We start from the raw sequence: 21,746 nt of genomic DNA, 5'->3' as shown, positions 1-21,746 counted from the left end.
TCCCGGGGCGCGCCCCGGAGCCCCGTTCTCAGAGAGGTTGAGCCACCATGCTGGACATCGCCGACGAGCTGCACCGCTGGTGCGAACGCGGCCTGCCGTTCGCCGTCGCGACGGTGGTCGGGACCAGCGGCAGCGCGCCGCGCCCGGCCGGCGCCGCGCTCGCCGTGGACGGCGCGGGCAACGTGATCGGCAGCGTGTCCGGCGGCTGCGTCGAGGGCGCCGTCTACGACCTGTGCCAGGAGGCGCTGTCCGGCGACGGCCCGGCGACCGTGCTCCAGCGCTTCGGCTATTCCGACGAGGACGCCTTCGCCGTCGGCCTGACCTGCGGTGGCGACATCGACATCCTCGTCCAGCGGATCGACCCGGCCGAGCGGCCGGAGGTGGCCGGCGGCCTGGCCGCCGCCGTCTCGCGCGAGACGGCGGCTGTCGCCCGGATCGTGACCGGACCCGACGACCTGCTCGGCCGCGCCCTGCTGGTCCGCGCCGACGGCTCGTACGAGGGGTCGTTCGGCGACGACCTGCGGGACCGTACGGCGGCGGCCGAGACCGTCGCCATGCTGGCGGCCGGGCGCACCGGCACGCTGGTGATCGGGGCCGACGGCAGCCGCTGCGGGGTGCCGCTGACCGTGCTGGTCGAGTCCAGCGTGCCGCCGCCGCGGCTGCTGGTGTTCGGCGCCATCGACTTCGCCGCCGCGCTGGTGCGGGCCGGGACGTTCCTCGGTTACCGGGTGACGGTCTGCGACGCCCGCCCGGTGTTCGCCACCGCGCGGCGCTTCCCCGACGCCCACGAGGTGGTCGCCGACTGGCCGCACCGCTACCTCGACGCCGAGACCCGGGCCGGGCGCCTCGACGGGCGCACCGCGATCTGTGTGCTGACCCACGACGCGAAGTTCGACATCCCGCTGCTGGAGCAGGCGCTGCGGCTGCCGGTCGCGTACGTCGGCGCGATGGGCTCGCGCCGTACCCACCTGGAACGCCTCGACCGCCTGCGCGAGGCCGGTCTGACCGACCTCGACCTGGCCCGGCTGCACTCCCCGATCGGTCTCGACCTCGGCGCCCGCACCCCGGAGGAGACCGCCGTGTCCATCGCCGCCGAGATCATCGCCCACCGCCACGGCGGCACCGGCCGCCCCCTCACCGGCGCGCACACCCCCATCCACCACGACACCACCGCGGTGCGCGCCTCGTAGGACTCGCCGCACGGCATCGCGGGGCATCGCGGGGCAGGGGTCGGCGGACCGCCGACCCCTGCCCGGACCAGCGTGCCGCCTCGAAGGCGCGGCCCGCGGCCGTCTCCACCGGGCCGCTGCGGAAGAGCCCGCTGCTCGGCCCGCCGTCCTTAGCAGGCGGCCCGAACCACGCGTACCGCGCCACCCGGGGCAGCCCGTCCAGCATCTTCACCACCGTCGCCGGGATCATCGCCCACCGCCACGGCGGCACCGGCCGCCCCCAGCGGGTCGTGCCGCACCCGCGGTCGTGTCCCCCGTACGCCATGGCCGGGCCCCTTGGCGCGCACCGCTCCGCCGTGGGGGGTGGTGGGGCGGCGGAGCGGTGCGCGGGGCCGCAGTGGGGGGGATGCGGCCGGGGAGGGTGGCATGGGGTGCGGGGAGTGTACGGGGCCCGGGCCGGTGGTGGGTACGGTTGCGACACCGTGGTCAAGGCCCGGCGTGTGTACGGGTGCCCCGCCGTACCCTCCTGCCGGCGTGCCCGTGAACGGCGTCCCGGCCGGTACCGGCAGCAGCGGCAGTCCGCTGAGCAGCCGGTCCACCGGGAGCGGGGAAAACGCGGGTGCGGGAGATCCGGTCCGTCGGTGGCCCCTCGTCCGGGGGCGGACGGCCCGGAAGCCGGCGCAGCGGCCGTACGGACTACGCGGTGCCCGCGGGCTGGGGCCGTGTGGCCCGGGGGGCGCAGGGTACGCCCGACGCGGTGCCGGACCAGGCGGCCGGGGGTCTGGCCGTCAGCAGCGGGTCGACCGTGAGGTGCCGGGCGCCGAGGGGTTCGGCCATGCCGCGCAGGGCCGCCTCGGAGAGCCTGATCCACGGCTGGCAGGGCCCGAGGACGGATCGCAGCCGCCGGTCACTGGTGAAGGCCACCGCCGTACGGGTGCCGAACGGGGTCCGCCACAGGCGCAGGACCGTGCCGGCGGGTCCGCGCCGGACCGGGACGTACAGCGAGCGCGGGGTCCGTCCGGCCGGTTCCGGCTCCGTGCCGCCGGACGGCTGATCCTGGCTCACGTGCATGGGCCCACCGTAACCCGCCCCGCGGCAACCGCATGCGGTGCGGTCGGTGCGGGGACGCCCGCCGCACCTGCCTCAGCGATCGCCCGGCCACCGCGTACCCGGCGCCCGCGCGCACCGGCGCCTGCGGCCCCCGCCCCCCGCCGACGCCACGGCGGCCCCCGGCACTGTCGTCGCCCGTTCGAGTGAACCGGCCCCGTACCCGTAAGGGGCGCCGCTGCGGGTCGGGCCGCTCGTGCGGCCGCCCGCCGCGAGGGGCGTGCGGAGGGCCGCACCTGCCGAGGATTGAATCCCGCACCGTTCAGCGGTAGTTCAGTTCCGCCAGTTCCGTCGTGATCCGGGTGCGGAAGGCCGGGACGCGGCTCAGCAGCGGCAGCACCGTGTCCCGGGCGGCGCGGGCCGGGCCGTTGCGCAGGGTGGCCAGCCGGGTCATCCGGTCGGTGAGGGCGACCACCCGCTCGGCGACCGGCCGGCGCCCGGCCTCGTACGCGTCGAGGCGGTCGTCGGCGAAGGCGCGGCCGAGCGCGTAGCCGTCCTGGATGCCGGTGTTCATGCCCTGGCCGCCCGCCGGGCTGTGCACGTGCGCCGCGTCGCCGGCCAGCAGCAGCCGTCCGGCCCGGTAGGCGTCCGCGACCCGGTGGTGGACCCGGAACCGCGAGCCCCACACCACCCGCTCCACTCGCGCCTGCCCGGGGGAGCGGGCGTCCAGCAGGTCCTGCACACAGGCCCGGTCGGGCGCGGCGGGCGCGTCGTCCATGACGGCGACCACCCGGAAGCGGCCGTGCGGCAGCGGGGCGACCACGATCAGCCCGTCCGGGTGGAAGGTGAGCGAGACCTCGTCGCGGCCCGGCCGCCACCCCATGGTGACGTCGGCGAGCGCGAAGGACTGTTCGTACGCGTTCCCGGGGAAGCCGATGCCGGCCGCCTCCCGGACGGCGCTGTGCATGCCGTCGGCGCCGACCGCGTATCGCGCGCGCAGCGTCCGGCCGCCCGCCAGGGTGAGGGTGACCCCGTCGGCGTCCTGGGCGGCGCCGGTCACCTCGTACGGCCGGTGAACCCCGCCGCCGAGCGCCCGCAGCCGGTCGAGCAGCACGGCCTCGGTGTCGCTCTGCGGGACCATCAGCGTGTACGGGTGCGGCGTCGGCAGCCCGGCGAAGGAGAACTCGGCCGCCGTGCGGCCCCCGTGGCGGACGGTGAAACGCTCCACCGGCAGGCCGCGGCGCACCAGCTCCGCGCCGGCGCCCAGCTCGTCCAGCACCTCCAGGGTGCGGGCGTGCACGACTGCGGCCCGCGAGGTGTTGGCGCCCTCGGGGAGCTTGTCGAGCAGGACGAAGTCGATACCGGCCCCGGCGAGGGTGACGGCGAGGGCGAGCCCGGTCGGCCCGGCGCCGACGATCGCCACGCGGGTCGCGGCGGGGGGCGCGGCGGCGTTCATGGTGGTGCCCTTCGCTCTACGGGTCGATCTCAGTTGTCCGACATCTGCTGACATCGTGTACCCGCCGCCGGACGTACGACGCCTTCGCCGCGCCAGATCGCCCCGGTCGTCGCCGTCCCGGCCCGGACGCCGCCGCCCGCGCGGCCCGATCGCCGCGGGCTCCCCGGCCCCTGCCGCCACCTCCTCCGCCTCTTCCCGGCCGCCGCGAGGACGCCCGCCGGGACCTGGCACCGCTCCGGCGTCGGCGTGCAGGGAGATCAGGTGCCGCGGCCAGACACCGAAGTGGCACAGGGTGCGCGCGGGGCGGCCTCGGCGCACCCTGTGCCGGGTACGCCCCCGAGCCCGCGGCCGTGCCGTACAGCGGCTGGGCCGCTCAGAGCTGGTGCGGCACCCTCTCGCGGGCCTGCTCGCTCCTTCCTCGCCGGGCAGTCCGCGGGCGGCGCGCGCTCCGCGGTCTGCTCCGCGGATGCCGGCGGCGCGAGCCGGAGGTCCCCAGGGCGGCGTGCCACCCGGGGGACCTCCGCGGCGGCGCGTCACCGCGACGCGGAGCCCGGCGGTCCGAGCGCGGCTCCGGCCCTACTTCGCCGGGGAGTCGGAGACCGCCGCGGCCGAGAAGTCGTAGTGGGTGTCGGTGAGGGACTGGGAGACCTCCCACAGGCGGACCGCCGCGGCGCGGTCGCGCGCGTTCTCCTTGGGGAGGATGACGCCCGGGGCGCCGCGCATGCCGCTCTTGCCGCGCGGGCCGACGAAGACGCCGCCGGGCAGGTCGGGGAGGGTGGACGCGCACAGGATGGGGAGCGAACCGGTGAGCGGGCTGACCGCGACCAGGGTGGTCGGGATCGACATCAGGCGCTGGACCAGGGCGGGTTGGCCGGTGATGGTGAGCGAGGTGGCCGCGAAACCGGGATGGACGGCGTAGGCCCGCACCGACAGGCCGGCGGCGGTCGCCCGCCGGTCGAGTTCCGCGGTGAACAGCAGGTTCGCCAGCTTGGACGTGCCGTACGCGCGCAGCCGGCCGTACTTCCGCTTGGACTGGAGGTCGCCGAAGTCCAGCCGCCCCATCGAGTGCAGGTCGCTGCTGACGGTGACCACGCGGGCGGCCGTGGCCGCGGTCAGCGCGGGCAGCAGGCGCCCGGTCAGCGCGTAGTGCCCCAGGTGGTTCGTGCCGAACTGCAGCTCGAAGCCGTCGGCGGTGGTCCGGTACGGGGTCGCCATGATCCCGGCGTTGTTGACCAGCAGGTCGAGCGCGGGGTGCTCGTCGAGGAAGCGGTCGGTGAACTCCCGTACGGAGGAGAGGTCCGCGAGGTCGAGGCGGCGTACGTCCACCCGGCTGTCGCGCGCCACCGCGCGGATGTCGGCCGCGGCGGTGGTGCCACGGGCGGTGCTGCGGACGGCGAGCACCACGTCCGCACCGGCCCTGGCCAGCTCGCGGGCGGTGCACAGGCCGAGTCCCGTGTTGGCGCCGGTGACGACGGCGAGTTTGCCGGTGAGGTCGGGCATCTTGTGCAGACCCCAGCCGTCGGGTATGGAATAGGTCGTACTGAAAGGCGCTGCGTCGGTGCTGTCGGGCGACATGACGAGCCTCCGTGTACTTCCGGGTCCGCGGTCGGGGCCAATGGGCGGGCCGCGGAATCCCCGTCAACTGGCTTGTTGCGACTGATCTGTTGGCCACCGGTGGGGCTGATGACCGGAGAGAGCGCTGTCAGTTGTGCACGGGCGGGCAAGTGCCTGAGACATCACGGTCGCTCACCGGCTTCCGCGATGTCAAGGTCCGCCGGTACCAGCACGGTGTCCGCCCGGCTGTCCGGGCCGTCGTCCGGGAGCCGCCCGGCCCCGACGTCGGAGAAGACCCCGGCCCGGAACTCCGCGCAGCTCCATTGCGGCGCCGGCTCGTCGAGCAGGTAGGCCCGCCCGCCGGCGGTGTAGCCGATCCGCCAGAAGAAGGCGGCCGCGTCGGCCTGCGCGACCGACCCGGCCGGGTCGAGCCAGAGACAGCTGAACATGTACGCGTGCACGGCCACCGTCGCGGTCTGCCGCGGCGCCAGATCACCGAGTTCGCACCACAGGTCGGCCGGGGAAAAGCCGTCCAGCCGGCTCAGGCAGCGGCCGTCGGCCGAGCCGACGCCGTTGCCGTCCGAGGCGTCGTCCAGCAGGACGCGGACGTCGGTGGCGGGGAGCGTGCCGGTGTTGGTGACCGTCAGGACGAAATCGCCGTTCGCGGCGGGCTCGACCTCGGCGTGCACCGGGGTCACCTGGCCGGTCAGCACCGCGCCCTCGCGGTCGCCGGCCCCGGGAGGCAGCGGCACGACGCGCGTCGGGCGGGCGGCGGACCGGTGGTCCGCGGCCGGGGTGGCCGCCGAGGAGTGGCCCGCCGCGCCGAGCAGCAGACCGGGCAGGACGACGAGGCAGCCGGGGAAGCGGACCAGGGCACGGACGAGGGGGCGGGATCGGCGGTTCATGGCGGGCACTGCTTTCTGCGCGTGGGGGGGCAGGTGGTTGCTCAGCGTCCCCCGCCGGGCCGCCGGGGCGGGGCGACGCGGCGGCGGGGCGCCGCCAAATGCACCCGCATGACCGGTTCCGTATCGCCGGCGCCGGCCTCACCGGCGGGGGCGGTCGGGTCCGGGCCCGTCCGTCCTTCGGGCAGCCGCGCCCGCCCGGTGGCCCGCCCGCAAACTGGGCCGCCCCGTCCGTACGCGCGGGGGCGTACCGGCGGGGCGGCGGTGGTGCGGGGGCCGGTGGACGGCCGGGTGTCCCGTCCCCACGATGACCCGGCTGCCGGCCCCCGCGTCCCGGCCGCTCTCCGCTCAAGGGCGCCGGGGGGTCGGGGGCGGGGTCCGTACGGACCCGCGGGTCAGATGTGGACGGCGCGCACGCTGTCCTCGGCCTGTTCGGGCCGGCCCTTGCGGTACATCAGCAGCGCCAGCACCGCGCCGACCGCGAAGAAACCGGCCGACCACCAGTAGGCCGTCCCGTAGCTGTGCAACTGGGCCTGGGCCAGGACCGACGCCGACGGCTGCTTCCCGGCGAGGTAGTTCGTCGCGGCGCTCGCGGCCAGCGTGTTCAGCAGCGCGGTGCCGATCGAACCGCCCACCTGCTGCATGGTGTTGACCGCCGCGGACGCCACACCCGCGTCCTCCGCGGCGATTCCGGCCGTCGCGACGCTCATCGCGGCCGGCATCACCAGACCGAGACCGAAGCCGATGACGACCAGCGGCGGCAGCACGCCCGCCGCGTAGGAGCTGCCCAGGTCGAGTGTGGTCAGCCAGGCCATGCCGCCGACCGCGAGGCCCATGCCCAGCGGCACGATCGGGCGCGGGCCGAGTCGCGGCAGCAGGGTGTTGGTGACGAGCTGCGCGGCGACCATCAGCCCGCCGATCATCGGCAGGAAGCCGAGGCCGGTCTCTACCGGCGTGTAGTGCAGCGACGCCTGGAGGTAGTAGGTCAGGAAGAGGAAGACGCCGAAGATGCCCGCGCCGGAGATGGCCAGCGCCGCGAAGGACGCGCCGCGGTCGCGGTCGAGCAGTACGCGCAGCGGCAGCAGCGGGTGCTGCGCCTTCGTCTGCCACCAGGTGAAGGCCGCCAGCAGCACGCCGCCGGCCACCAGGAAGCCCCAGGTCAGCGGGGAGCTCCAGTCGTGGGTCTCGGCGTTGGAGAAGCCGTAGACCAGGCCGAACAGGCCGGTGGTGACCAGGATCGTGCCGGGCAGATCGAGCCTGGGGCGCTCGGCGGGAGCGCCCTTGCGCAGCAGCGCCAGGCCCCCGGCGAAGGCCAGCGCGGCGAAGAACAGGTTGACGTAGAGGGTCCACCGCCAGTTCAGGTGCTCGGTGAGCAGACCGCCGAGCAGCAGGCCGACGCCGCCGCCGGCCCCGGCGATGGCGCCGTAGATGCCGAAGGCCTTGGCGCGCTCCCTCGCGTCGGTGAAGGTCGTGTTGAGCAGGGACAGCGCGGCCGGTGCGAGCAGCGCGCCGAACAGCCCCTGGAGGGCGCGCCCGCTGACCAGCACCTCGAAGTTCTGCGCGGCACCGGCCAGTGCGGAGGCGCCGGCGAAACCGACCACGCCGACCAGGAAGACGATCTTGCGGCCGATCAGGTCGGCGAGGCGCCCGCCGAGCAGCAGCAGGCTGCCGAAGGCGAGCGAGTAGGCGGTGACGATCCACTGCCGGTTGCCGTCGCTGAAGTGCAGGGACTGCTGGGCGGAGGGCAGGGCGATGTTCACGATGGTCGCGTCGAGGACCACCATCAGCTGGGCGAGGGCGATGACCCCCAGCACCCACCAGCGGTGGCCGGGGCGCTCGCCTGCCGGGGCGGCCTGCCCGGCCTGTTCGGTCTGCCCGGTCTGCTCGGCCGGTGAGACCGGGACTTCCGGTACGGGTTCGCCGACGGGCGCGTCGGCGGTGGACTGAGGGGACATGGGACGGACTCCTGGGGTGGGACGGGTTCGGCGGCACTACAGACATGAACGAAACGGTTTCGTACTCCACGACGGTACGGCGTCGCTTATCGAAACGCAAACGTTTCGTATTGGTGGCAGTGTGCGGCTCCTCACACGGCCCGCCGTGCTGTGCCGTTCTCCTCAGGTCCGCCCGCTACGCATCCGCGCGCCCGGTGGCCGCTGCCGTCACCCCGAGCCCGATCATCGCCAGCCCGCCCGTACCACCGACCGCCGCCAGCCGGCGCGGCGACTTCGCGAACCACGCACGGGCCGCCGCGGCCGTCACCGCCCACACGCTGTCGCAGACCAGCGCGATCACCGTGAAGACCAGGGCCAGCAGCAGCATCTGCTCGCGCGGGTGCCCCGCGCCCCGGTCCACGAACTGCGGCAGCACGGCCGCGAAGAAGACCATGGTCTTCGGGTTCGTCACCCCCACCACGAATCCCTCCCACACGGTGCGCGCGTCACCCCGCGCGCCCTCGCGCGGCCCGGCGTCCCCTGCCGCCGCACCGACGGTCAGCGCCCGCCGGTGCCGCCACGCCTTCACGCCCAGGAACACCAGATACGCCGCCCCGGCCAGCTTCAGCGCCACGAACACCGCGACCGATCGCGCGACCACCTCGCCGAGCCCCACCGAGACCAGCCCGGCCAGCGCGTACGCGCCCACGGAGTTCCCCAGTACGCTGCCCAGCGCCGCCCGCCGCCCGAGCGCCAGCGCCCGCCCCAGGACGAACAGCACGCTCGGGCCCGGTATCAGCACCAGCACCAGCGACATCGTCGCGAACCCCAGCACCCGATCGACGGACACCCGTTCTCCTCCACGCTCGCCGGACACGCTCGCCGGAATCCGGGGAGCGTAACCGCGCGAGAGAGGCGGGCGCCCCCGGATTTCCGGCTCCCGGCCGGCCCGGCGGCAGGCGGCCCGGGCTCAGGGCAGCAGCCCCGCACGGCGGGCGGCGACCACCGCCTCCAGGCGGGTGTGCGCGTCCAACTTGCGCATGGCCGACCGTAAGTAGCTCTTCACGGTCTCCGGGCGCAGGCGCAGCCGGTTCGCGGCAGCGGAGTTGGTGGCGCCGGAGGCGATGGAGGACAGCACATCCAGTTCGCGCGGGGTGAGCTGGACGGGGACGGCCGGGCGGGGCGCCGCGGCGTCCGGGGCCGCCGCCGCGGCGAGGCGGGCGCAGGCCGTGAGGATCTGCTGACGCAGCCGCAGGTCGACGACGCTGCCGGCCAGCGCGCGCAGTTCGGCGTGCGCCTCACGGACCTCCTCCCAGGCGCGCGGGTCCTGAGTGATCGGCTGCTGGGCGAAGGAGAGCAGCCGCTCGGCCTCGTCGCGTACGGCCAGCGCCTGTTCCAGGTCGCGGGCCGCGTTCAGGGCCGCGTTCAGCGGCCGGTCGCCCAGCGCGTACGGCACGCGCAGCGCCCCGTAGAGCACGCCGCGCACCCGGCGGTGCACCACGATCGGCACCGCGAGCACCGACCGCAGGCCCTCGGAGGCGACCGCCGGGTCGTACTCGTGGCTGATCACCCGGGAGGAGCGGTAGTCGGTGACCGAGAAAGGCCTGGCCATCGCGAGCGTCTTGCCGCCGAGACCGTTTCCGGTGGCGATGGTCAGGCCGCGCAGCGTCTCGGTGTCGGTGCCGGCCAGCTCGGTGATCCGGAACTGGCATGCGGCCAGCCCCGGACCGCCGCCCGCGCCGCCCTGCACCAACCCGCCGAACGTCACCGGCAGCAGCCCTGACCTGCGCATGCGCAACAGGGCCGCCCGGACTTCGATGGCTTCGGCGCGTGCCCCTTCCACCGCGGAACCTCCTCACCCCCGTACGGGGGTAGTGAGACGTACGTCACTCCTCCACGATGCTACTCAGGTGCGCATCAATGAGGAGGCCACATGGCGGCATCGGACGCGACCGGAGTGTTCCGGGCCGCCCGCGACTTCCTGGTGCGGCACCGCGAGGACTACGCCGCGGCCCGGGACGGTTTCCGCTGGCCGCGGCCCGAGCACTTCAACTGGGCGCTCGACTGGTTCGACGTCATCGCGGAGGACAACGACCGCACCGCGCTGTGGATCGTCGAGGAGGACGGCACCGAGACCCGGATCTCGTTCCGCGAGATGGCCGAGCGCTCGGCCCGGGTCGCGACCTGGCTGCGCGAGCGGGGCGTACGGGCCGGCGACCGCGTCCTGGTGATGCTCGGCAACCAGGCCGAGCTGTGGGAGACCGCGCTCGCCGCCATGAAACTGCGGGCCGTCGTCGTCCCGGCGACCCCGCTGCTCGGCCCCGCCGACCTGCGGGACCGGATCGACCGCGGCGCCGCCCGGCACGTGGTCGTCCGGGCGGCCGACACGGGGAAGTTCACCGGGGTGCCGGGGAACTACACCCGGATCGCGGTCGGCGGCCCGGTACCCGGCTGGCTGGATTACCAGGACGCGTACGCCGCCGCCCCCGGGTTCGTACCCGACGCGCCCACCCGGGCGGACGACCCGCTGATGCTCTACTTCACCTCCGGCACCACCGCCCGGCCCAAGCTGGTGGAGCACACCCACCTGTCGTACCCGGTCGGCCACCTCGCCACCATGTACTGGATCGGGCTGCGTCCCGGAGACGTGCACCTCAACGTCTCCTCGCCCGGCTGGGCCAAGCACGCCTGGTCCAGCCTGTTCGCGCCGTGGAACGCGGAGGCGACCGTGTTCGTGCACAACTACACCCGCTTCGACGCGGCCCGGCTGATGGCCGAGATGGACCGCTGCGGGGTGACGAGCTTCTGCGCGCCGCCGACGGTGTGGCGGATGCTGATCCAGGCCGACCTCAGCGCGCTGGGCACTCCGCCGCGCGAGGTGGTGGCGGCAGGCGAACCGCTCAACCCCGAGGTGATCGAGCACGTCAACCGGTTGTGGGGGGTGCTGGTCCGGGACGGCTTCGGACAGACAGAGACGGCCGTGCAGGTCGCCAACACGCCGGGCCAGCTGGTGAAGGCCGGTTCCATGGGCCGCCCCTCACCCGGCTACACCGTCACCCTCCTCGATCCGGTCACCGGTGAGCCCGCCTCCGAGGGCGAGATCTGCCTCGATCTCGCCGACCACCCGGTCGGCCTGATGAGGGGGTACGCGGGCGCGCCCGAGCTGACCGAGCAGGCGATGGGCGGCGGTTACTACCGCACCGGCGACATCGGCCGCCGCGACGCGGACGGCTACATCACCTATGTCGGGCGCAGCGACGACGTCTTCAAGTCCTCCGACTACAAGATCTCGCCCTTCGAGCTGGAGAGCGCGCTGCTGGAGCACGAAGCCGTCGCCGAGGCCGCCGTGGTGCCGGCGCCCGACGAGGTGCGGCTCGCGGTCCCCAAGGCGTACGTGGTGCTCGCGGCGGGCTGGGCGCCGGACGGCGAGACCGCCAAGGCGATCTTCGCGCACTCGCGGTCGGTCCTGGCGCCGTACAAGCGCATCCGGCGGCTTGAGTTCGCCGAACTCCCCAAGACGGTCTCCGGCAAGATCCGCCGCATCGACCTGCGGACCCGCACCGCGCACGACCGCAGCGCGGAATTCCACGAGGAGGACCACCGGTGAGCGGCGCGCGTGAGGCTGCCGGGCTGCGGGCGGGTGTGCTGCTCGCGTTTGGGCCGAGCGGGCGGAGAAGCGAACGGAGGACACGGTGACCGACATACCCATACCGATCCCCCGGCCCTCGCGGCCGGCTGAACCCTCGTACGCGCACGGAAGCGGGAGTACCGCATTGCTCGGGGACACCATCGGCCGCAACCTCGACCGCGCGATCGCGGCGTATCCGGACCACGAGGCGCTGGTCGACGTGCCCAGCGGGCGCCGCTGGACGTACCGCGAGTTCGGCCGTGCGGTGGACGAGGTGGCGCTCGGACTGGCCGCGCACGGCGTACGCAAGGGCGACCGGGTCGGTATCTGGGCGGTCAACTGCCCGGAGTGGGTGCTCACGCAGTACGCCACCGCGCGGCTCGGCGCGATCATGGTGAACATCAACCCGGCCTACCGGTCGCACGAGTTGGCGTTCGTCGTCGACCAGGCCGGCGTCGAGGTGCTGATCGCCTCCACCCGCCACCGCGGCAGCGACTACCGCGCGATGGCCGCCCAGGTGCGCGGCGACTGCCCGCGGCTGCGCGAGGTGATCCACATCGGCGACCCGTCCTGGGACGAACTGACCGCCGACGGCGCCCGGATGGCGCCCGGCTACCTCGCCGCCCGCGAGGCCACCCTCAGCTGCGACGAACCGGTCAACATCCAGTACACTTCGGGCACCACCGGCTTCCCCAAGGGCGCCACCCTCTCGCACCACAACATCCTCAACAACGGCTACTTCGTGGGCGGTGCGGTCGGCTACACCGAGCAGGACCGGATCTGCCTGCCCGTCCCCTTCTACCACTGCTTCGGCATGGTCATGGGCAACCTCGGCGCCACCTCGCACGGCGCCTGCATCGTGATCCCCGCGCCCTCCTTCGACCCGGCGGCCACCCTGCGCGCGGTCCAGCGGGAGCGCTGCACCTCGCTCTACGGCGTCCCCACCATGTTCATCGCCGAGCTGCGCCTGCCGGACTTCGCCACCTACGACCTGACGTCGCTGCGCACCGGCATCATGGCCGGATCGCCGTGCCCGGTCGAGGTGATGAAGCGGGTGATGGCCGAGATGCACATGGCCGAGGTGTCGATCTGCTATGGGATGACCGAGACCTCGCCGGTGTCCACCCAGACCCGGCGGGACGACGACGTGGAGCACCGCACCGGGACCGTCGGCCGGGCGCTGCCGCACATAGAGGTGAAGGTCGTGGACCCTACCACCGGCGTCACCGTGGACCGCGGCACCGCGGGTGAACTGTGCACCCGCGGCTACTCGGTGATGCTGGGCTACTGGAACGAGCCGGACCGTACCGCCGAGGTCCTGGACGCCGCACGGTGGATGCACACCGGGGACCTCGCGGTGATGCGCGACGACGGCTACCTCGTCATCGTCGGACGCATCAAGGACATGATCATCCGGGGCGGCGAGAACGTCTACCCGCGGGAGATCGAGGAGCTCCTCCACACCCACCCCAAGGTCGCCGACGTGCAGGTGGTCGGTGTGCCCGACGAGCGGTACGGCGAGGAGATCCTCGCCTGCGTCGTCCCTCGCGATCCCGCCGACCCGCCCACCCTCGACGAACTGGCCGCGTTCTGCGCGGACCGCCTCGCCCACTACAAGATCCCGCGCCACCTGCGGGTCATGGCCGGCTTCCCGATGACGGTCAGCGGGAAGGTGCGCAAGATCGAGCTGCGCGAGGAGTTCGTCGCGCGGCGGTGAGGCACGGCGCGCCTCGGCGGGCCGGTCCGCGGTCAGAGGTCGACGACCGGCCCCGAGCGGATGAGTTCGTCCGCCGCGTCGTTGACCGGCTGCGGCGTGCCGGTCAGATCCATCACGAACAGCGGCACGCCGAGCTGGTCGGCCCGCAGCCGCGCCTCGTGGGCGTACCCGGCCAGCGAGAAGAAGGCCCCGGCGGCGTCCTCATTGGCGCAGTTCAGCCACAGGCATTCCACGTCGCGCAGGGTGGTGGGCTGCGTGGTGGGGTCCACCTGGGCGACCAGGCCGTCGCCGCGCAGGTCGATCCCGCTGGCCGTACGGTCGCCGGCCAGCCGTACGCCCGCGAAGCCCAGCCACTTCAGGTACTGCGCGGCGGCGGTCAGCGCGTCCCGCGCGGTGCGGATGGTGACCGGACGGAACGGTGGCCGGGCCATCGGCGGCGGGGGCGCGCCCTGCGGTACGGGTCCGGCCCCGTCCGCCGGGCCACCGCCCGACGAGTCGTCCACCGGCAGCCGGACCAGCGCGCCGCACGCGCAGTCGAACTCCGGCTGCGGCCAGTCGTTGGCGCGCCCGCAGTCCGGGCAGGGCAGCCGTACCCAGGAGTCCTCCCACGACCGGTGCCGTACCTCCACCGGCAGGCCGCCGTACCGCACCGGCGGCGAGAGCGGCGTCCCGCAGGCACACGGAAAGGTGGGGGCGGTGTAGCTGTGCTCCCGCCCGCAGGCCGGACAGCGCACGAGCACGCTCTCTGTCATGGATCGCAACCCCCGGTCGACGGCTTCTGTGCCGAAGATGTCGTGCCCCCATAGTGCAGGAACTGCGCGGCGCGTTGACCGGAGTCGGGCACTGCGTGAGCCGTCCGCCGCCGGTCGGCTCGGGGCGGTCACCCGGCGGAGTGGGGACGACCCGACCTCTCCGGGTTAAGGTCACCCTCGTGAGACTGAGGCTGGAATTCACCACCGAGCCGTTCGACCTGGACGAGCCGCCGCGGCACGCCGTGGTGGCTCGCGAGGTCGTGGAGGGCGGGACGCTGGACGCCGTGGACGTCGGGCCGTTCGGCAACACCGCCGAGGGCTCGGTGGACGCCGTGGTCGAGGCCGTCGGCGAGCTGCTGCGCCGTACCCTGGCGGCCGGTGCCACCCGGGTGTCGTTGCAGGTGAACGTGGTGAACGCAGTCGGTGAGGGCGGCGCATGACCAAGCCCTGGGCGCCGCACCCGTTCGCCGCCGCCGTACAGCCGCTGGTGGACGCGATCGGCGCGGAGCTGATCCCGCCGGCCGCGGCGACCGGCGACGACGTGGTGCTGAGCTGGGAGGGTGAGCCCGTGGTGGCGGTCCGGCTGCCGCATCTGGCGGAATCCCTCGACCACCTGCTGGCCGACCTCCAGCGCCGCCACGGCCCGCTCGCCGAGCTCAGCCGCAAGGAGAAGCAGACCGTCGTCCGGATCCTGGAGGAGCGCGGCGCGTTCTCGCTGCGACACGGCGTGGAAACCGTCGCCTCCGCGCTCGGTGTCAGCCGCTTCACCGTTTACAACTACCTGAACAGGGAGAACGCCGCCCGCGACAGCGAATAGCGTCCGGCGCGTCCGCCTCGCGCCGGAACCCACTGCGTAACCGGAAGTTTTCAACAAACTGTTGACGTGCCGGGGTGGTGGCTCTTAGCGTGCGAGGGTGACTTCCAGACCCTCATCGGGCCTCGTCCGGCTGAACGAGGCCACCGCCCCCGCCGCATCCGGCCTGCTGCACGAGGTGTGCGCCAGCCGTTTCTGGGGTGCGTCGCTCGCCGCCGGCCGGCCCTACGCGTGCCTGGACGACCTGCTCGCGGCGAGCGATGCGGCCATGGCGGCCCTCGCCGCCGACGACCTCGCCGAGGCGATGGCCGGGCACCCGCCGATCGGCCGCCCCAAGCCCGGCGACCCGATCTCCGCGCGGGAGCAGAGCGGGGTACAGGAGTCCGAACGCGAGGAACTGCTGCGTCTGAACCTGGCCTACCAGGACATTCACGGCCATGTCTTCCTGATCTGCGCCACCGGGCTGACCGGCGGGCAGATGCTGGCCGCCCTCGACGCGCGGATCGGCAACGACGCGGACACCGAACGTGAGATCGTCCGCACCGAACTGGGGAAGATCAACCGCATCCGGCTCACCCGGCTGGTGGAGACGCCCGAGGAGGAGCCGTCATGACGTCCGTGTCCACGCACATCCTGGACACCAGCGTCGGCCGCCCCGCCGCGGGCGTCGCCGTCCACCTGTCGGTCCGCCCCGGCCGCGACGCGCCGTGGACCCCGCACGGCACCTCCACCACCGACGCCGACGGCCGCTGCAAGGACCTGCCGGAGCCGCCGGAAGGCACCGCCCACGTACGGCTGGACTTCGCCGTCGAACCGTATCTCGCCCGGCGCGGGGCCTTCTTCCCGGAGGTGGCGGTGGTCTTCGCCGTCACCCCGGGCGAGCACCACCACGTACCGCTGCTGCTGAACCCGTTCGGCTACTCCGTATATCGAGGGAGCTAACCGATGCCCACCCATCTCGGCCAGAACCAGTACGGCAAGGCGGAAACCCGTGTCGTCCGCGTCGTCCGTGACGGCGCCACCCACCATCTGAAGGACCTCAATGTCTCGGTCGCCCTGTCCGGTGACATGGACGAGGTCCACTACTCCGGCAGCAACGCCAACGTGCTGCCGACCGACACCACCAAGAACACCGTCTTCGCCTTCGCGAAGGAACACGGCATCGAGTCCCCCGAGGCTTTCGCCGTGCATCTGGCCCGCCACTTCGTCACCGGCCAGGAGCCGATCAAGCGTGCCAGGATTCGCGTCGAGCAGTACGGCTGGGAGCGCATCGGCGGCCCCGGGCACTCCTTCGTCCGCACCGGCCAGGAGACCCGTACCACCGAGGTCACCTTCGACGGCGAGCGCTGGCAGGTGATCTCCGGCCTGAAGGACCTGGTCGTGCTGAACTCCACCGACTCGGAGTTCTGGGGGTACGTCAAGGACCCGTACACCACCCTCAAGGAGGCGTACGACCGCATCCTGGCCACCGAGGTCACCGCGCGCTGGCGGTTCGCCTGGACCGGCGACGAGCAGCCGGTCCCGGCGTGGGAGGCGTCGTACGAGGAGGTCCGCGGGCACCTGCTGGCGGCGTTCGCGCAGACGTACTCGCTCTCGCTCCAGCAGACCCTGTACGCGATGGGGTCGCGGGTCGTCGAGGGGTGTGACGGGATCGACGAGGTACGGCTCTCGCTGCCGAACAAGCACCACTTCCTGGTCGACCTGCAGCCCTTCGGCCTGAAGAACGACAATGAGGTGTACTTCGCCGCGGACCGCCCGTACGGCCTGATCGAAGGCACGGTGCTGCGGGACGGCGCCGAGGCCGCCATCCCCGTGACGGACTGAGAGGCCCGCAGATGAGCCAGCACGCCACGCCCGACCGTCCCACGCCGCCGCCTTCCGCGCCCGGGCGGATCGTCATCGAGAACTGCGCCGTCGCCACCGTGGACGAGGCCGGCACCGAGTACGACTCCGGGTACGTCGTCGTCGCCGGCGACGTCATCGAGTCGGTGGGGGCCGGGCCCGCGCCCGCCGTGGACGGCGTGGTGCGGCGGATCGACGGCACCGGGCACCTCGTCACGCCCGGCCTGGTCAACACCCACCACCACTTCTACCAGTGGCTCACCCGCGGCCTGGCCCAGGACAGCAACCTGTTCAACTGGCTGGTGGAGCTGTACCCGACGTGGGCGCGGATCGACGAGCCGATGGTGTACGCGGCGGCCTCCGGGTCGCTGGCGATGATGGCCCGCGGCGGCGTCACCACCGCCATGGACCACCACTACGTCTTCCCGCGCGGCGCGGGCGATCTGCTGGGCGCGGAGATCAGGGCCGCAGCCGAACTCGGGGTGCGGTTCACCGCCGCCCGCGGGTCGATGGACCGCGGCGAGAGCGACGGCGGGCTGCCGCCGGACTTCGCGGTGGAGACCACCGAGGGCGCGCTGCTCGCCACCGAGGAGGCCGTCGACACCCACCACGACGCCTCCTTCGGCTCCATGCTGCAGATCGCGGTGGCGCCCTGCTCGCCGTTCTCCGTGTCGACCGAACTGATGCGGGAGGCGGCGGAGCTGGCCCGCCGCAAGGGCGTACGGCTGCACACGCACGGCAGCGAGACGGTGGAGGAGGAGAAGTTCTGCCACGAGCTGTTCGGCATGGGCCCGACCGACTACTTCGCCTCCACCGGCTGGCTCGGCGACGACGTGTGGATGGCGCACTGCGTCCACATGAACGACGCCGACATCGCCGCCTTCGGCGCCACCGGTACCGGCGTCGCGCACTGCCCGTCCTCCAACGCCCGGCTCGCCGCCGGGATCGCCCGGGTGCCCGACATGCTCGCCGCGGGTGTGCCGGTCGGCCTCGGCGTGGACGGCACCGCCTCCAACGAGTCGGGCGAACTCCACACCGAGCTGCGCAACGCCCTGCTCATCAACCGGCTGGGCGGCGGCGAGAAGGCGCTGACCGCCCGGCAGGCGCTGCGTCTCGGCACCTACGGCGGCGCGCAGGTGCTCGGCCGCGCCGCCGAGATCGGCTCCCTGGAGGCGGGCAAACTCGCCGACCTCGTGCTGTGGAAGCTGGACGGCATCGGGCATGCCTCGATCGCCGACCCGGTCGCCGCCCTGGTCTTCGGCGCCGCGGCCCCGGTCACCCTGTCGCTGGTCGGCGGCCGGCCGGTGGTCGAGGGGAACCGGCTCACCCGGGCGGACGAGGACGCGATCGCGCGGCTGACCCGTAGCGAGGCGCGCCGCCTGGCCGGCATCGCGGGCCTGACCTGACCTGACTTGGACCTGACCAGCCGGGGCCGAGGCGCTGCCGCTCCCCGAGACGTCCGCCCGTGGCGCCGGGCATCCTCCGTTGTCAGCCGGCCAGTTGGTCGTAGGCGGGCAGCGTCAGGAAGTCCACGTACTGGGTGTCCAGAGCGGTACGGATCAGCAGTTCGTGTGCCTCGGTCCACTTGCCGGCCGCGAAGGCGTCCTCGCCGACCTCGGTGCGAACGGCGACCAGCTCGTCGGCCGCGACTTGGCGGACCAGCTCCGGAGTGGCCTTCTCGCCGCCCTCGAAGACGACGCCCGCGTTGGTCCACTGCCAGATCTGGGAGCGGGAGATCTCGGCGGTGGCGGCGTCCTCCATCAGGTTGAAGATCGCCACCGCGCCCAGGCCGCGCAGCCACGCCTCGATGTAGCGCAGGCCCACCTGGACGGCGTTGAGCAGGCCCTCGTAGGTCGGCCGGGCGTCCAGCGAGCCGAGGTCGATGAGGTCGGCGGCGGCCACCCGGACCTCCTCGCGCAGCCGGTCCTTCTGGTGCGGGCGGTCGCCGAGCACCGCGTCGAAGGAGGCGCGGGCGATCGGCACCAGGTCGGGGTGGGCCACCCAGGAGCCGTCGAAGCCGTCGGCGGCCTCGCGGTCCTTGTCGGCCTGCACCTTCGCGAACGCCACCTCGTTGACCTTCGGGTCGCGCCGGGACGGGATGAACGCGGCCATGCCGCCGATCGCGTGCGCGCCGCGCTTGTGGCAGGTACGCACCAGCAGTTCGGTGTACGCGCGCATGAAGGGCGCGGTCATCGTCACCGCGTTGCGGTCCGGCAGCACGAACCGCTCGCCGGCGTCGCGGAAGTTCTTCACGATGGAGAAGAGGTAGTCCCAGCGGCCCGCGTTCAGCCCGGAGGCGTGGTCGCGCAGCTCGTAGAGGATCTCCTCCATCTCGTACGCGGCGGTGATCGTCTCGATCAGCACGGTGGCGCGTACGGTGCCCTGCGGGATGCCGACATGGTCCTGGGCGAAGACGAACACGTCGTTCCACAGGCGGGCTTCGAGGTGGGACTCGGTCTTGGGCAGGTAGAAGTACGGGCCCTTGCCGAGATCGAGCAGCCGCTGGGCGTTGTGGAAGAAGTACAGCCCGAAGTCGACCAGCCCGCCGGGGAGCTGCTCACCGTCCACGGTCAGATGGCGTTCGTTCAGGTGCCAGCCGCGGGGGCGCATCACCACGGTGGCGAGCTCGGCGTTGTCCTTGAGGGCGTAGGTCTTGCCCTCGGGGGAGGTGAAGTCGATCCGTCGCTCGTAGGCGTCGATCAGGTTGAGCTGGCCGCCGATGACGTTCTCCCAGGTGGGGGCGGAGGCGTCCTCGAAATCGGCGAGCCAGATCCTCGCGCCGGAGTTGAGCGCGTTGATCGTCATCTTGCGGTCGGTGGGTCCGGTGATCTCCACCCGCCGGTCCTCCAGCGCGGCCGGGGCGGGCGCCACCCGCCAGTCGCCGTCGCGGATGTGCGCGGTGTCCGGGAGGAAGTCGAGAGTGGCGGTGCGGGCGATCTCCGCGCGCCGCCGCTTGCGCTGTTCCAGCAGCGCGGCGCGGCGCGGCGCGAACCGGCGGTGCAGCTCGGCGAGGAACGCCAGTGCTTCGGGGGTGAGTACCTCCTCCGCGCGGGGTACGGGCCCGGCGGCCTCGGTGACGACGGCCGGGGACGGTGCGCTTGCGGACATGCGGGTCACTCCTCCGAAACGGGATTCTGCATAGTGGAGTATAGTTTTCACACTGCGGAAGTTCAACATTCTGTGGCACGCTGCGCGGCGGCGGCCAGCAGCCGCAGGTCGGCGGGCGTGTCGATGTCCGCCGCGTCACCGACGTCCCCGCACTCCACGAGCACCGTCTGCTCGGCGTGTTCACGCAAGTACGTACGGGCTCCCCGGTCCTCGCCGGCGCTGCACGCGACGCCGGCCCAGCGGCTCGCCCCGATCAGCACCGGATGCCCCCGCCGGCCCTCGTACATCGCCGACACCAGGCCGGAGACCAGGTCGTCGCCGGCCCGGGCGGCGGCCAGTACCCGGGCCACCGTCTCCGCGCCCACGCCCGGCTGGTCGACCAGGCCGATCACGGTGGCGGCCGGCCTCGACGCGGCGCCCGCCAGGGACGCCAGACCCGCCCGCAGCGACGAGCCCATGCCGCCCTCCCAGTGCGGGTTCTCCACGATCACGCAGCCATCGAGCTCGGCCGCCTCACGCACCTCGGCCGCCGCCGCGCCGAGCACCACGTGCACCGGCCCGCAGCCGCCCGCGCGCAGCGTCCGTACCGCGTGCTCGACCAGCGGACGCCCCCGGAACGGCAGCAGCGCCTTGGGCCTGCCGCCCAGGCGCCGCCCCCCGCCGGCTGCCAACAGCAGACCGGCCACCTCGCCATTCGTCTCCATGCGTCCTGCATACCGCTTGTCCGGTGGCTGCGGAACAGGCCGATGGCATGTTCGGTTGTTCCGGTATCGTCGGGCCGTGTCCCGGGAGGGGCGGTACCAGGTGAGAAACGGGGACTGATGGGCGTGTCGCACACCGGTCCGGTCTTCCAGGGGCCGGCCTTCGCGCCCACCTCGCCCGGGGATCCGGCGGTGGTGTCGGGGCACCGGATCAGCGCACGGCTCGGCACCGGGGCGCGCGGCCGGGTCTACTTCGCGCACGCGCCCGGCGGCCGGCCCGTCGCCCTCACCGTGATCCGCGCCGAACTCGCCGAACAGTCCGACTTCGCCGCCCGCTTCCACCGCGACGCGCAGGCCGCGGGACGGGTGCGCGGCCCCTTCACCGTCCCGGTCACCGGCAGTGGCAAGGAGGGGGAGCGGTACTGGATCGCCTCCGCCTACGTGCCCGCGGTCTCGCTGCACGCCGCCGTCCGCGGCGCCGGACCGCTGCCCACCGGCGTGGTGCTGCGGCTGGTCGCCGGGATCGCGGAGGGCCTGCGGTCCATCCACCACGCGGGCGTCGTCCACGGCGACCTGCGGCCCGCGCATGTGCTGCTCGCGGCCGACGGCCCGCGGATCAAGGACTACGGGATCGCGCGCACGTCGGACACCGCGCTTCTGACCGGCACCGCGGCGGCCAACGGCGCGCCGGTCTTCCTCACGCCGGAGCAGGCGGCGGGCAAGCCGAGCGTGCCCGCCACCGACGTCTTCGCCCTCGGCCAGCTCGCGGCCTACGCCTCGATCGGCACGGCCCCCTTCGGCGACGGCCCGGCCCACACCGTCCTGTCCCGGGTCCAGCAGGAGGAGCCGGACCTCTCCGAACTCCCCGGCGAACTCCGGGAGATCGTCACCCGCTGCCTCATCAAGGCCCCGGCGCTGCGGCCCTCGCCCGCGCAGATCATCGCCATGTGCGCCCAGGCCTCCCCCGACGCCACCCGCCCCCGCGCCGACCCCTGGCTGCCTCCCGCCTTACGGGCGGCGGTGGTCCCGGCGCCGCCGCCCACGGCGCCCGGCGGGGTGGGGGCGCCCCCGGCGCACCCGGCGTACCCCCCGGACGCCGGCATCGGGCCGCCGCCGGGCCTG

The 21,746-nt window shown here is 73.6% G+C and carries 20 protein-coding genes; 10 read left to right on the top strand and 10 right to left on the bottom strand.

All coding sequences use genetic code 11. The annotated features are described in order from the left end of the window. The first annotated feature begins 47 nt into the window (after window positions 1-47). Window positions 48-1,190: an XdhC/CoxI family protein gene (locus tag VIW71_RS15050; protein ID WP_331622764.1), complete on the top strand. Its 1,143-nt coding sequence runs from the start codon at window positions 48-50 to the stop codon at window positions 1,188-1,190. A 675-nt stretch (window positions 1,191-1,865) separates the two neighbouring features. Here the strand turns inward: VIW71_RS15050 and VIW71_RS15045 are convergent. From VIW71_RS15045 to VIW71_RS15015, 7 genes are all read right to left on the bottom strand, one after another. After that, window positions 1,866-2,240 (bottom strand): SAV_915 family protein, encoded by a 375-nt coding sequence (locus VIW71_RS15045; protein ID WP_331622763.1) that lies wholly within the window; start codon window positions 2,238-2,240, stop codon window positions 1,866-1,868. Between the two features lie 298 nt (window positions 2,241-2,538). After that, window positions 2,539-3,672: an FAD-dependent oxidoreductase gene (locus VIW71_RS15040; RefSeq protein WP_331622762.1), complete on the bottom strand. Its 1,134-nt coding sequence runs from the start codon at window positions 3,670-3,672 to the stop codon at window positions 2,539-2,541. 576 nt (window positions 3,673-4,248) lie between these two features. Further along, complete coding sequence (locus tag VIW71_RS15035; protein ID WP_331622761.1) at window positions 4,249-5,247, bottom strand: oxidoreductase; 999 nt, start codon at window positions 5,245-5,247, stop codon at window positions 4,249-4,251. Between the two features lie 161 nt (window positions 5,248-5,408). Continuing rightward, window positions 5,409-6,131: a hypothetical protein gene (locus VIW71_RS15030; RefSeq protein ID WP_331622760.1), complete on the bottom strand. Its 723-nt coding sequence runs from the start codon at window positions 6,129-6,131 to the stop codon at window positions 5,409-5,411. A gap of 392 nt (window positions 6,132-6,523) precedes the next feature. Further along, window positions 6,524-8,083: an MFS transporter gene (locus VIW71_RS15025; RefSeq protein WP_331622758.1), complete on the bottom strand. Its 1,560-nt coding sequence runs from the start codon at window positions 8,081-8,083 to the stop codon at window positions 6,524-6,526. 175 nt (window positions 8,084-8,258) lie between these two features. Next, on the bottom strand, window positions 8,259-8,879 hold the full coding sequence (locus tag VIW71_RS15020; RefSeq protein WP_331622784.1) for a LysE family translocator: 621 nt from the start codon (window positions 8,877-8,879) through the stop codon (window positions 8,259-8,261). Between the two features lie 153 nt (window positions 8,880-9,032). Then, on the bottom strand, window positions 9,033-9,854 hold the full coding sequence (locus tag VIW71_RS15015; protein ID WP_331622783.1) for a helix-turn-helix transcriptional regulator: 822 nt from the start codon (window positions 9,852-9,854) through the stop codon (window positions 9,033-9,035). Window positions 9,855-9,995: 141 nt separating this feature from the next. Here VIW71_RS15015 and VIW71_RS15010 point away from each other — a divergent pair, with 141 nt between their 5' ends. Both VIW71_RS15010 and VIW71_RS15005 read left to right on the top strand, forming a co-directional pair. Further along, entirely contained in the window at window positions 9,996-11,669 is a 1,674-nt protein-coding gene (locus VIW71_RS15010; protein ID WP_331622757.1) for an AMP-binding protein, read from the top strand. Between the two features lie 166 nt (window positions 11,670-11,835). After that, window positions 11,836-13,407: an AMP-binding protein gene (locus tag VIW71_RS15005; protein WP_414720751.1), complete on the top strand. Its 1,572-nt coding sequence runs from the start codon at window positions 11,836-11,838 to the stop codon at window positions 13,405-13,407. Window positions 13,408-13,439: 32 nt separating this feature from the next. On the opposite strand, the gene VIW71_RS15000 is transcribed toward VIW71_RS15005, so the two are convergent. After that, on the bottom strand, window positions 13,440-14,159 hold the full coding sequence (locus tag VIW71_RS15000) for a hypothetical protein (RefSeq protein ID WP_331622755.1): 720 nt from the start codon (window positions 14,157-14,159) through the stop codon (window positions 13,440-13,442). A 179-nt stretch (window positions 14,160-14,338) separates the two neighbouring features. On the opposite strand from VIW71_RS15000, the gene VIW71_RS14995 reads away from it, so the two are divergent. The 6 genes from VIW71_RS14995 to VIW71_RS14970 all read left to right on the top strand — a co-directional run bounded on the left by VIW71_RS14995 (window position 14,339) and on the right by VIW71_RS14970 (window position 18,221). Beyond that, window positions 14,339-14,599 carry a hypothetical protein gene (locus VIW71_RS14995; protein WP_331622754.1) on the top strand — a complete coding sequence of 87 codons (261 nt, stop codon included), beginning with the start codon at window positions 14,339-14,341 and terminating at the stop codon, window positions 14,597-14,599. Next, window positions 14,596-14,976, top strand: coding sequence for a helix-turn-helix domain-containing protein (locus VIW71_RS14990; protein ID WP_331622753.1), 381 nt, complete (start codon window positions 14,596-14,598; stop codon window positions 14,974-14,976). The genes VIW71_RS14995 and VIW71_RS14990 overlap by 4 nt, the downstream gene beginning before the upstream one ends. Before the next feature lie 97 nt (window positions 14,977-15,073). Further along, window positions 15,074-15,586 (top strand): 2-oxo-4-hydroxy-4-carboxy-5-ureidoimidazoline decarboxylase, encoded by a 513-nt coding sequence (gene uraD, locus VIW71_RS14985; protein ID WP_331622752.1) that lies wholly within the window; start codon window positions 15,074-15,076, stop codon window positions 15,584-15,586. Beyond that, the gene (gene uraH, locus VIW71_RS14980) at window positions 15,583-15,915 is read left to right on the top strand and encodes a hydroxyisourate hydrolase (RefSeq protein WP_331622751.1); all 333 of its coding nucleotides are present in this window, start codon (window positions 15,583-15,585) and stop codon (window positions 15,913-15,915) included. Before uraD ends, uraH begins: the two co-directional genes overlap by 4 nt. A 3-nt stretch (window positions 15,916-15,918) precedes the next feature. Further along, window positions 15,919-16,797 (top strand): factor-independent urate hydroxylase, encoded by an 879-nt coding sequence (gene pucL, locus VIW71_RS14975; RefSeq protein ID WP_331622750.1) that lies wholly within the window; start codon window positions 15,919-15,921, stop codon window positions 16,795-16,797. Between the two features lie 11 nt (window positions 16,798-16,808). Then, a complete protein-coding gene (locus VIW71_RS14970) occupies window positions 16,809-18,221 on the top strand; it encodes an 8-oxoguanine deaminase (RefSeq protein WP_331622749.1) in 1,413 nt (470 codons plus the stop codon). 82 nt (window positions 18,222-18,303) lie between these two features. On the opposite strand, the gene aceB is transcribed toward VIW71_RS14970, so the two are convergent. Together aceB and VIW71_RS14960 are read right to left on the bottom strand one after the other, a co-directional pair. Further along, on the bottom strand, window positions 18,304-19,923 hold the full coding sequence (gene aceB / locus VIW71_RS14965; RefSeq protein ID WP_331622748.1) for a malate synthase A: 1,620 nt from the start codon (window positions 19,921-19,923) through the stop codon (window positions 18,304-18,306). Window positions 19,924-19,985: 62 nt separating this feature from the next. After that, window positions 19,986-20,627, bottom strand: a complete 642-nt coding sequence (locus VIW71_RS14960) for a nucleotidyltransferase family protein (RefSeq protein ID WP_331622747.1) — start codon at window positions 20,625-20,627, stop codon at window positions 19,986-19,988. Window positions 20,628-20,744: 117 nt separating this feature from the next. On the opposite strand from VIW71_RS14960, the gene VIW71_RS14955 reads away from it, so the two are divergent. Next, a partial coding sequence (locus tag VIW71_RS14955) for a serine/threonine-protein kinase (protein WP_331622746.1) occupies window positions 20,745-21,746 on the top strand: 1,002 nt, incomplete at its 3' end.

Origin of the sequence: Streptomyces sp. (genome assembly GCF_036524955.1) — a bacterium.
GTDB lineage: Bacteria > Actinomycetota > Actinomycetes > Streptomycetales > Streptomycetaceae > Actinacidiphila.
This window is presented reverse-complemented; position numbering and strand designations above follow the sequence as displayed.

What these genes read in the sequence shown, in the direction of transcription:
- VIW71_RS15040 (WP_331622762.1), bottom strand. Translation starts at nt 3,672, where the DNA reads ATGAACGCCGCCGCGCCCCCCGCCGCGACCCGCGTGGCGATCGTCGGC.
- VIW71_RS14960 (WP_331622747.1), bottom strand. Translation starts at nt 20,627, where the DNA reads ATGGAGACGAATGGCGAGGTGGCCGGTCTGCTGTTGGCAGCCGGCGGG.
- VIW71_RS14990 (WP_331622753.1), top strand. Translation starts at nt 14,596, where the DNA reads ATGACCAAGCCCTGGGCGCCGCACCCGTTCGCCGCCGCCGTACAGCCG.
- pucL (WP_331622750.1), top strand. Translation starts at nt 15,919, where the DNA reads ATGCCCACCCATCTCGGCCAGAACCAGTACGGCAAGGCGGAAACCCGT.
- VIW71_RS15030 (WP_331622760.1), bottom strand. Translation starts at nt 6,131, where the DNA reads ATGAACCGCCGATCCCGCCCCCTCGTCCGTGCCCTGGTCCGCTTCCCC.
- VIW71_RS15010 (WP_331622757.1), top strand. Translation starts at nt 9,996, where the DNA reads ATGGCGGCATCGGACGCGACCGGAGTGTTCCGGGCCGCCCGCGACTTC.
- uraH (WP_331622751.1), top strand. Translation starts at nt 15,583, where the DNA reads ATGACGTCCGTGTCCACGCACATCCTGGACACCAGCGTCGGCCGCCCC.
- VIW71_RS15050 (WP_331622764.1), top strand. Translation starts at nt 48, where the DNA reads ATGCTGGACATCGCCGACGAGCTGCACCGCTGGTGCGAACGCGGCCTG.
- VIW71_RS15020 (WP_331622784.1), bottom strand. Translation starts at nt 8,879, where the DNA reads ATGTCGCTGGTGCTGGTGCTGATACCGGGCCCGAGCGTGCTGTTCGTC.
- VIW71_RS14970 (WP_331622749.1), top strand. Translation starts at nt 16,809, where the DNA reads ATGAGCCAGCACGCCACGCCCGACCGTCCCACGCCGCCGCCTTCCGCG.
- VIW71_RS15000 (WP_331622755.1), bottom strand. Translation starts at nt 14,159, where the DNA reads ATGACAGAGAGCGTGCTCGTGCGCTGTCCGGCCTGCGGGCGGGAGCAC.
- VIW71_RS15015 (WP_331622783.1), bottom strand. Translation starts at nt 9,854, where the DNA reads ATGCGCAGGTCAGGGCTGCTGCCGGTGACGTTCGGCGGGTTGGTGCAG.
- VIW71_RS15045 (WP_331622763.1), bottom strand. Translation starts at nt 2,240, where the DNA reads ATGCACGTGAGCCAGGATCAGCCGTCCGGCGGCACGGAGCCGGAACCG.
- aceB (WP_331622748.1), bottom strand. Translation starts at nt 19,923, where the DNA reads ATGTCCGCAAGCGCACCGTCCCCGGCCGTCGTCACCGAGGCCGCCGGG.
- VIW71_RS15025 (WP_331622758.1), bottom strand. Translation starts at nt 8,083, where the DNA reads ATGTCCCCTCAGTCCACCGCCGACGCGCCCGTCGGCGAACCCGTACCG.
- VIW71_RS15035 (WP_331622761.1), bottom strand. Translation starts at nt 5,247, where the DNA reads ATGTCGCCCGACAGCACCGACGCAGCGCCTTTCAGTACGACCTATTCC.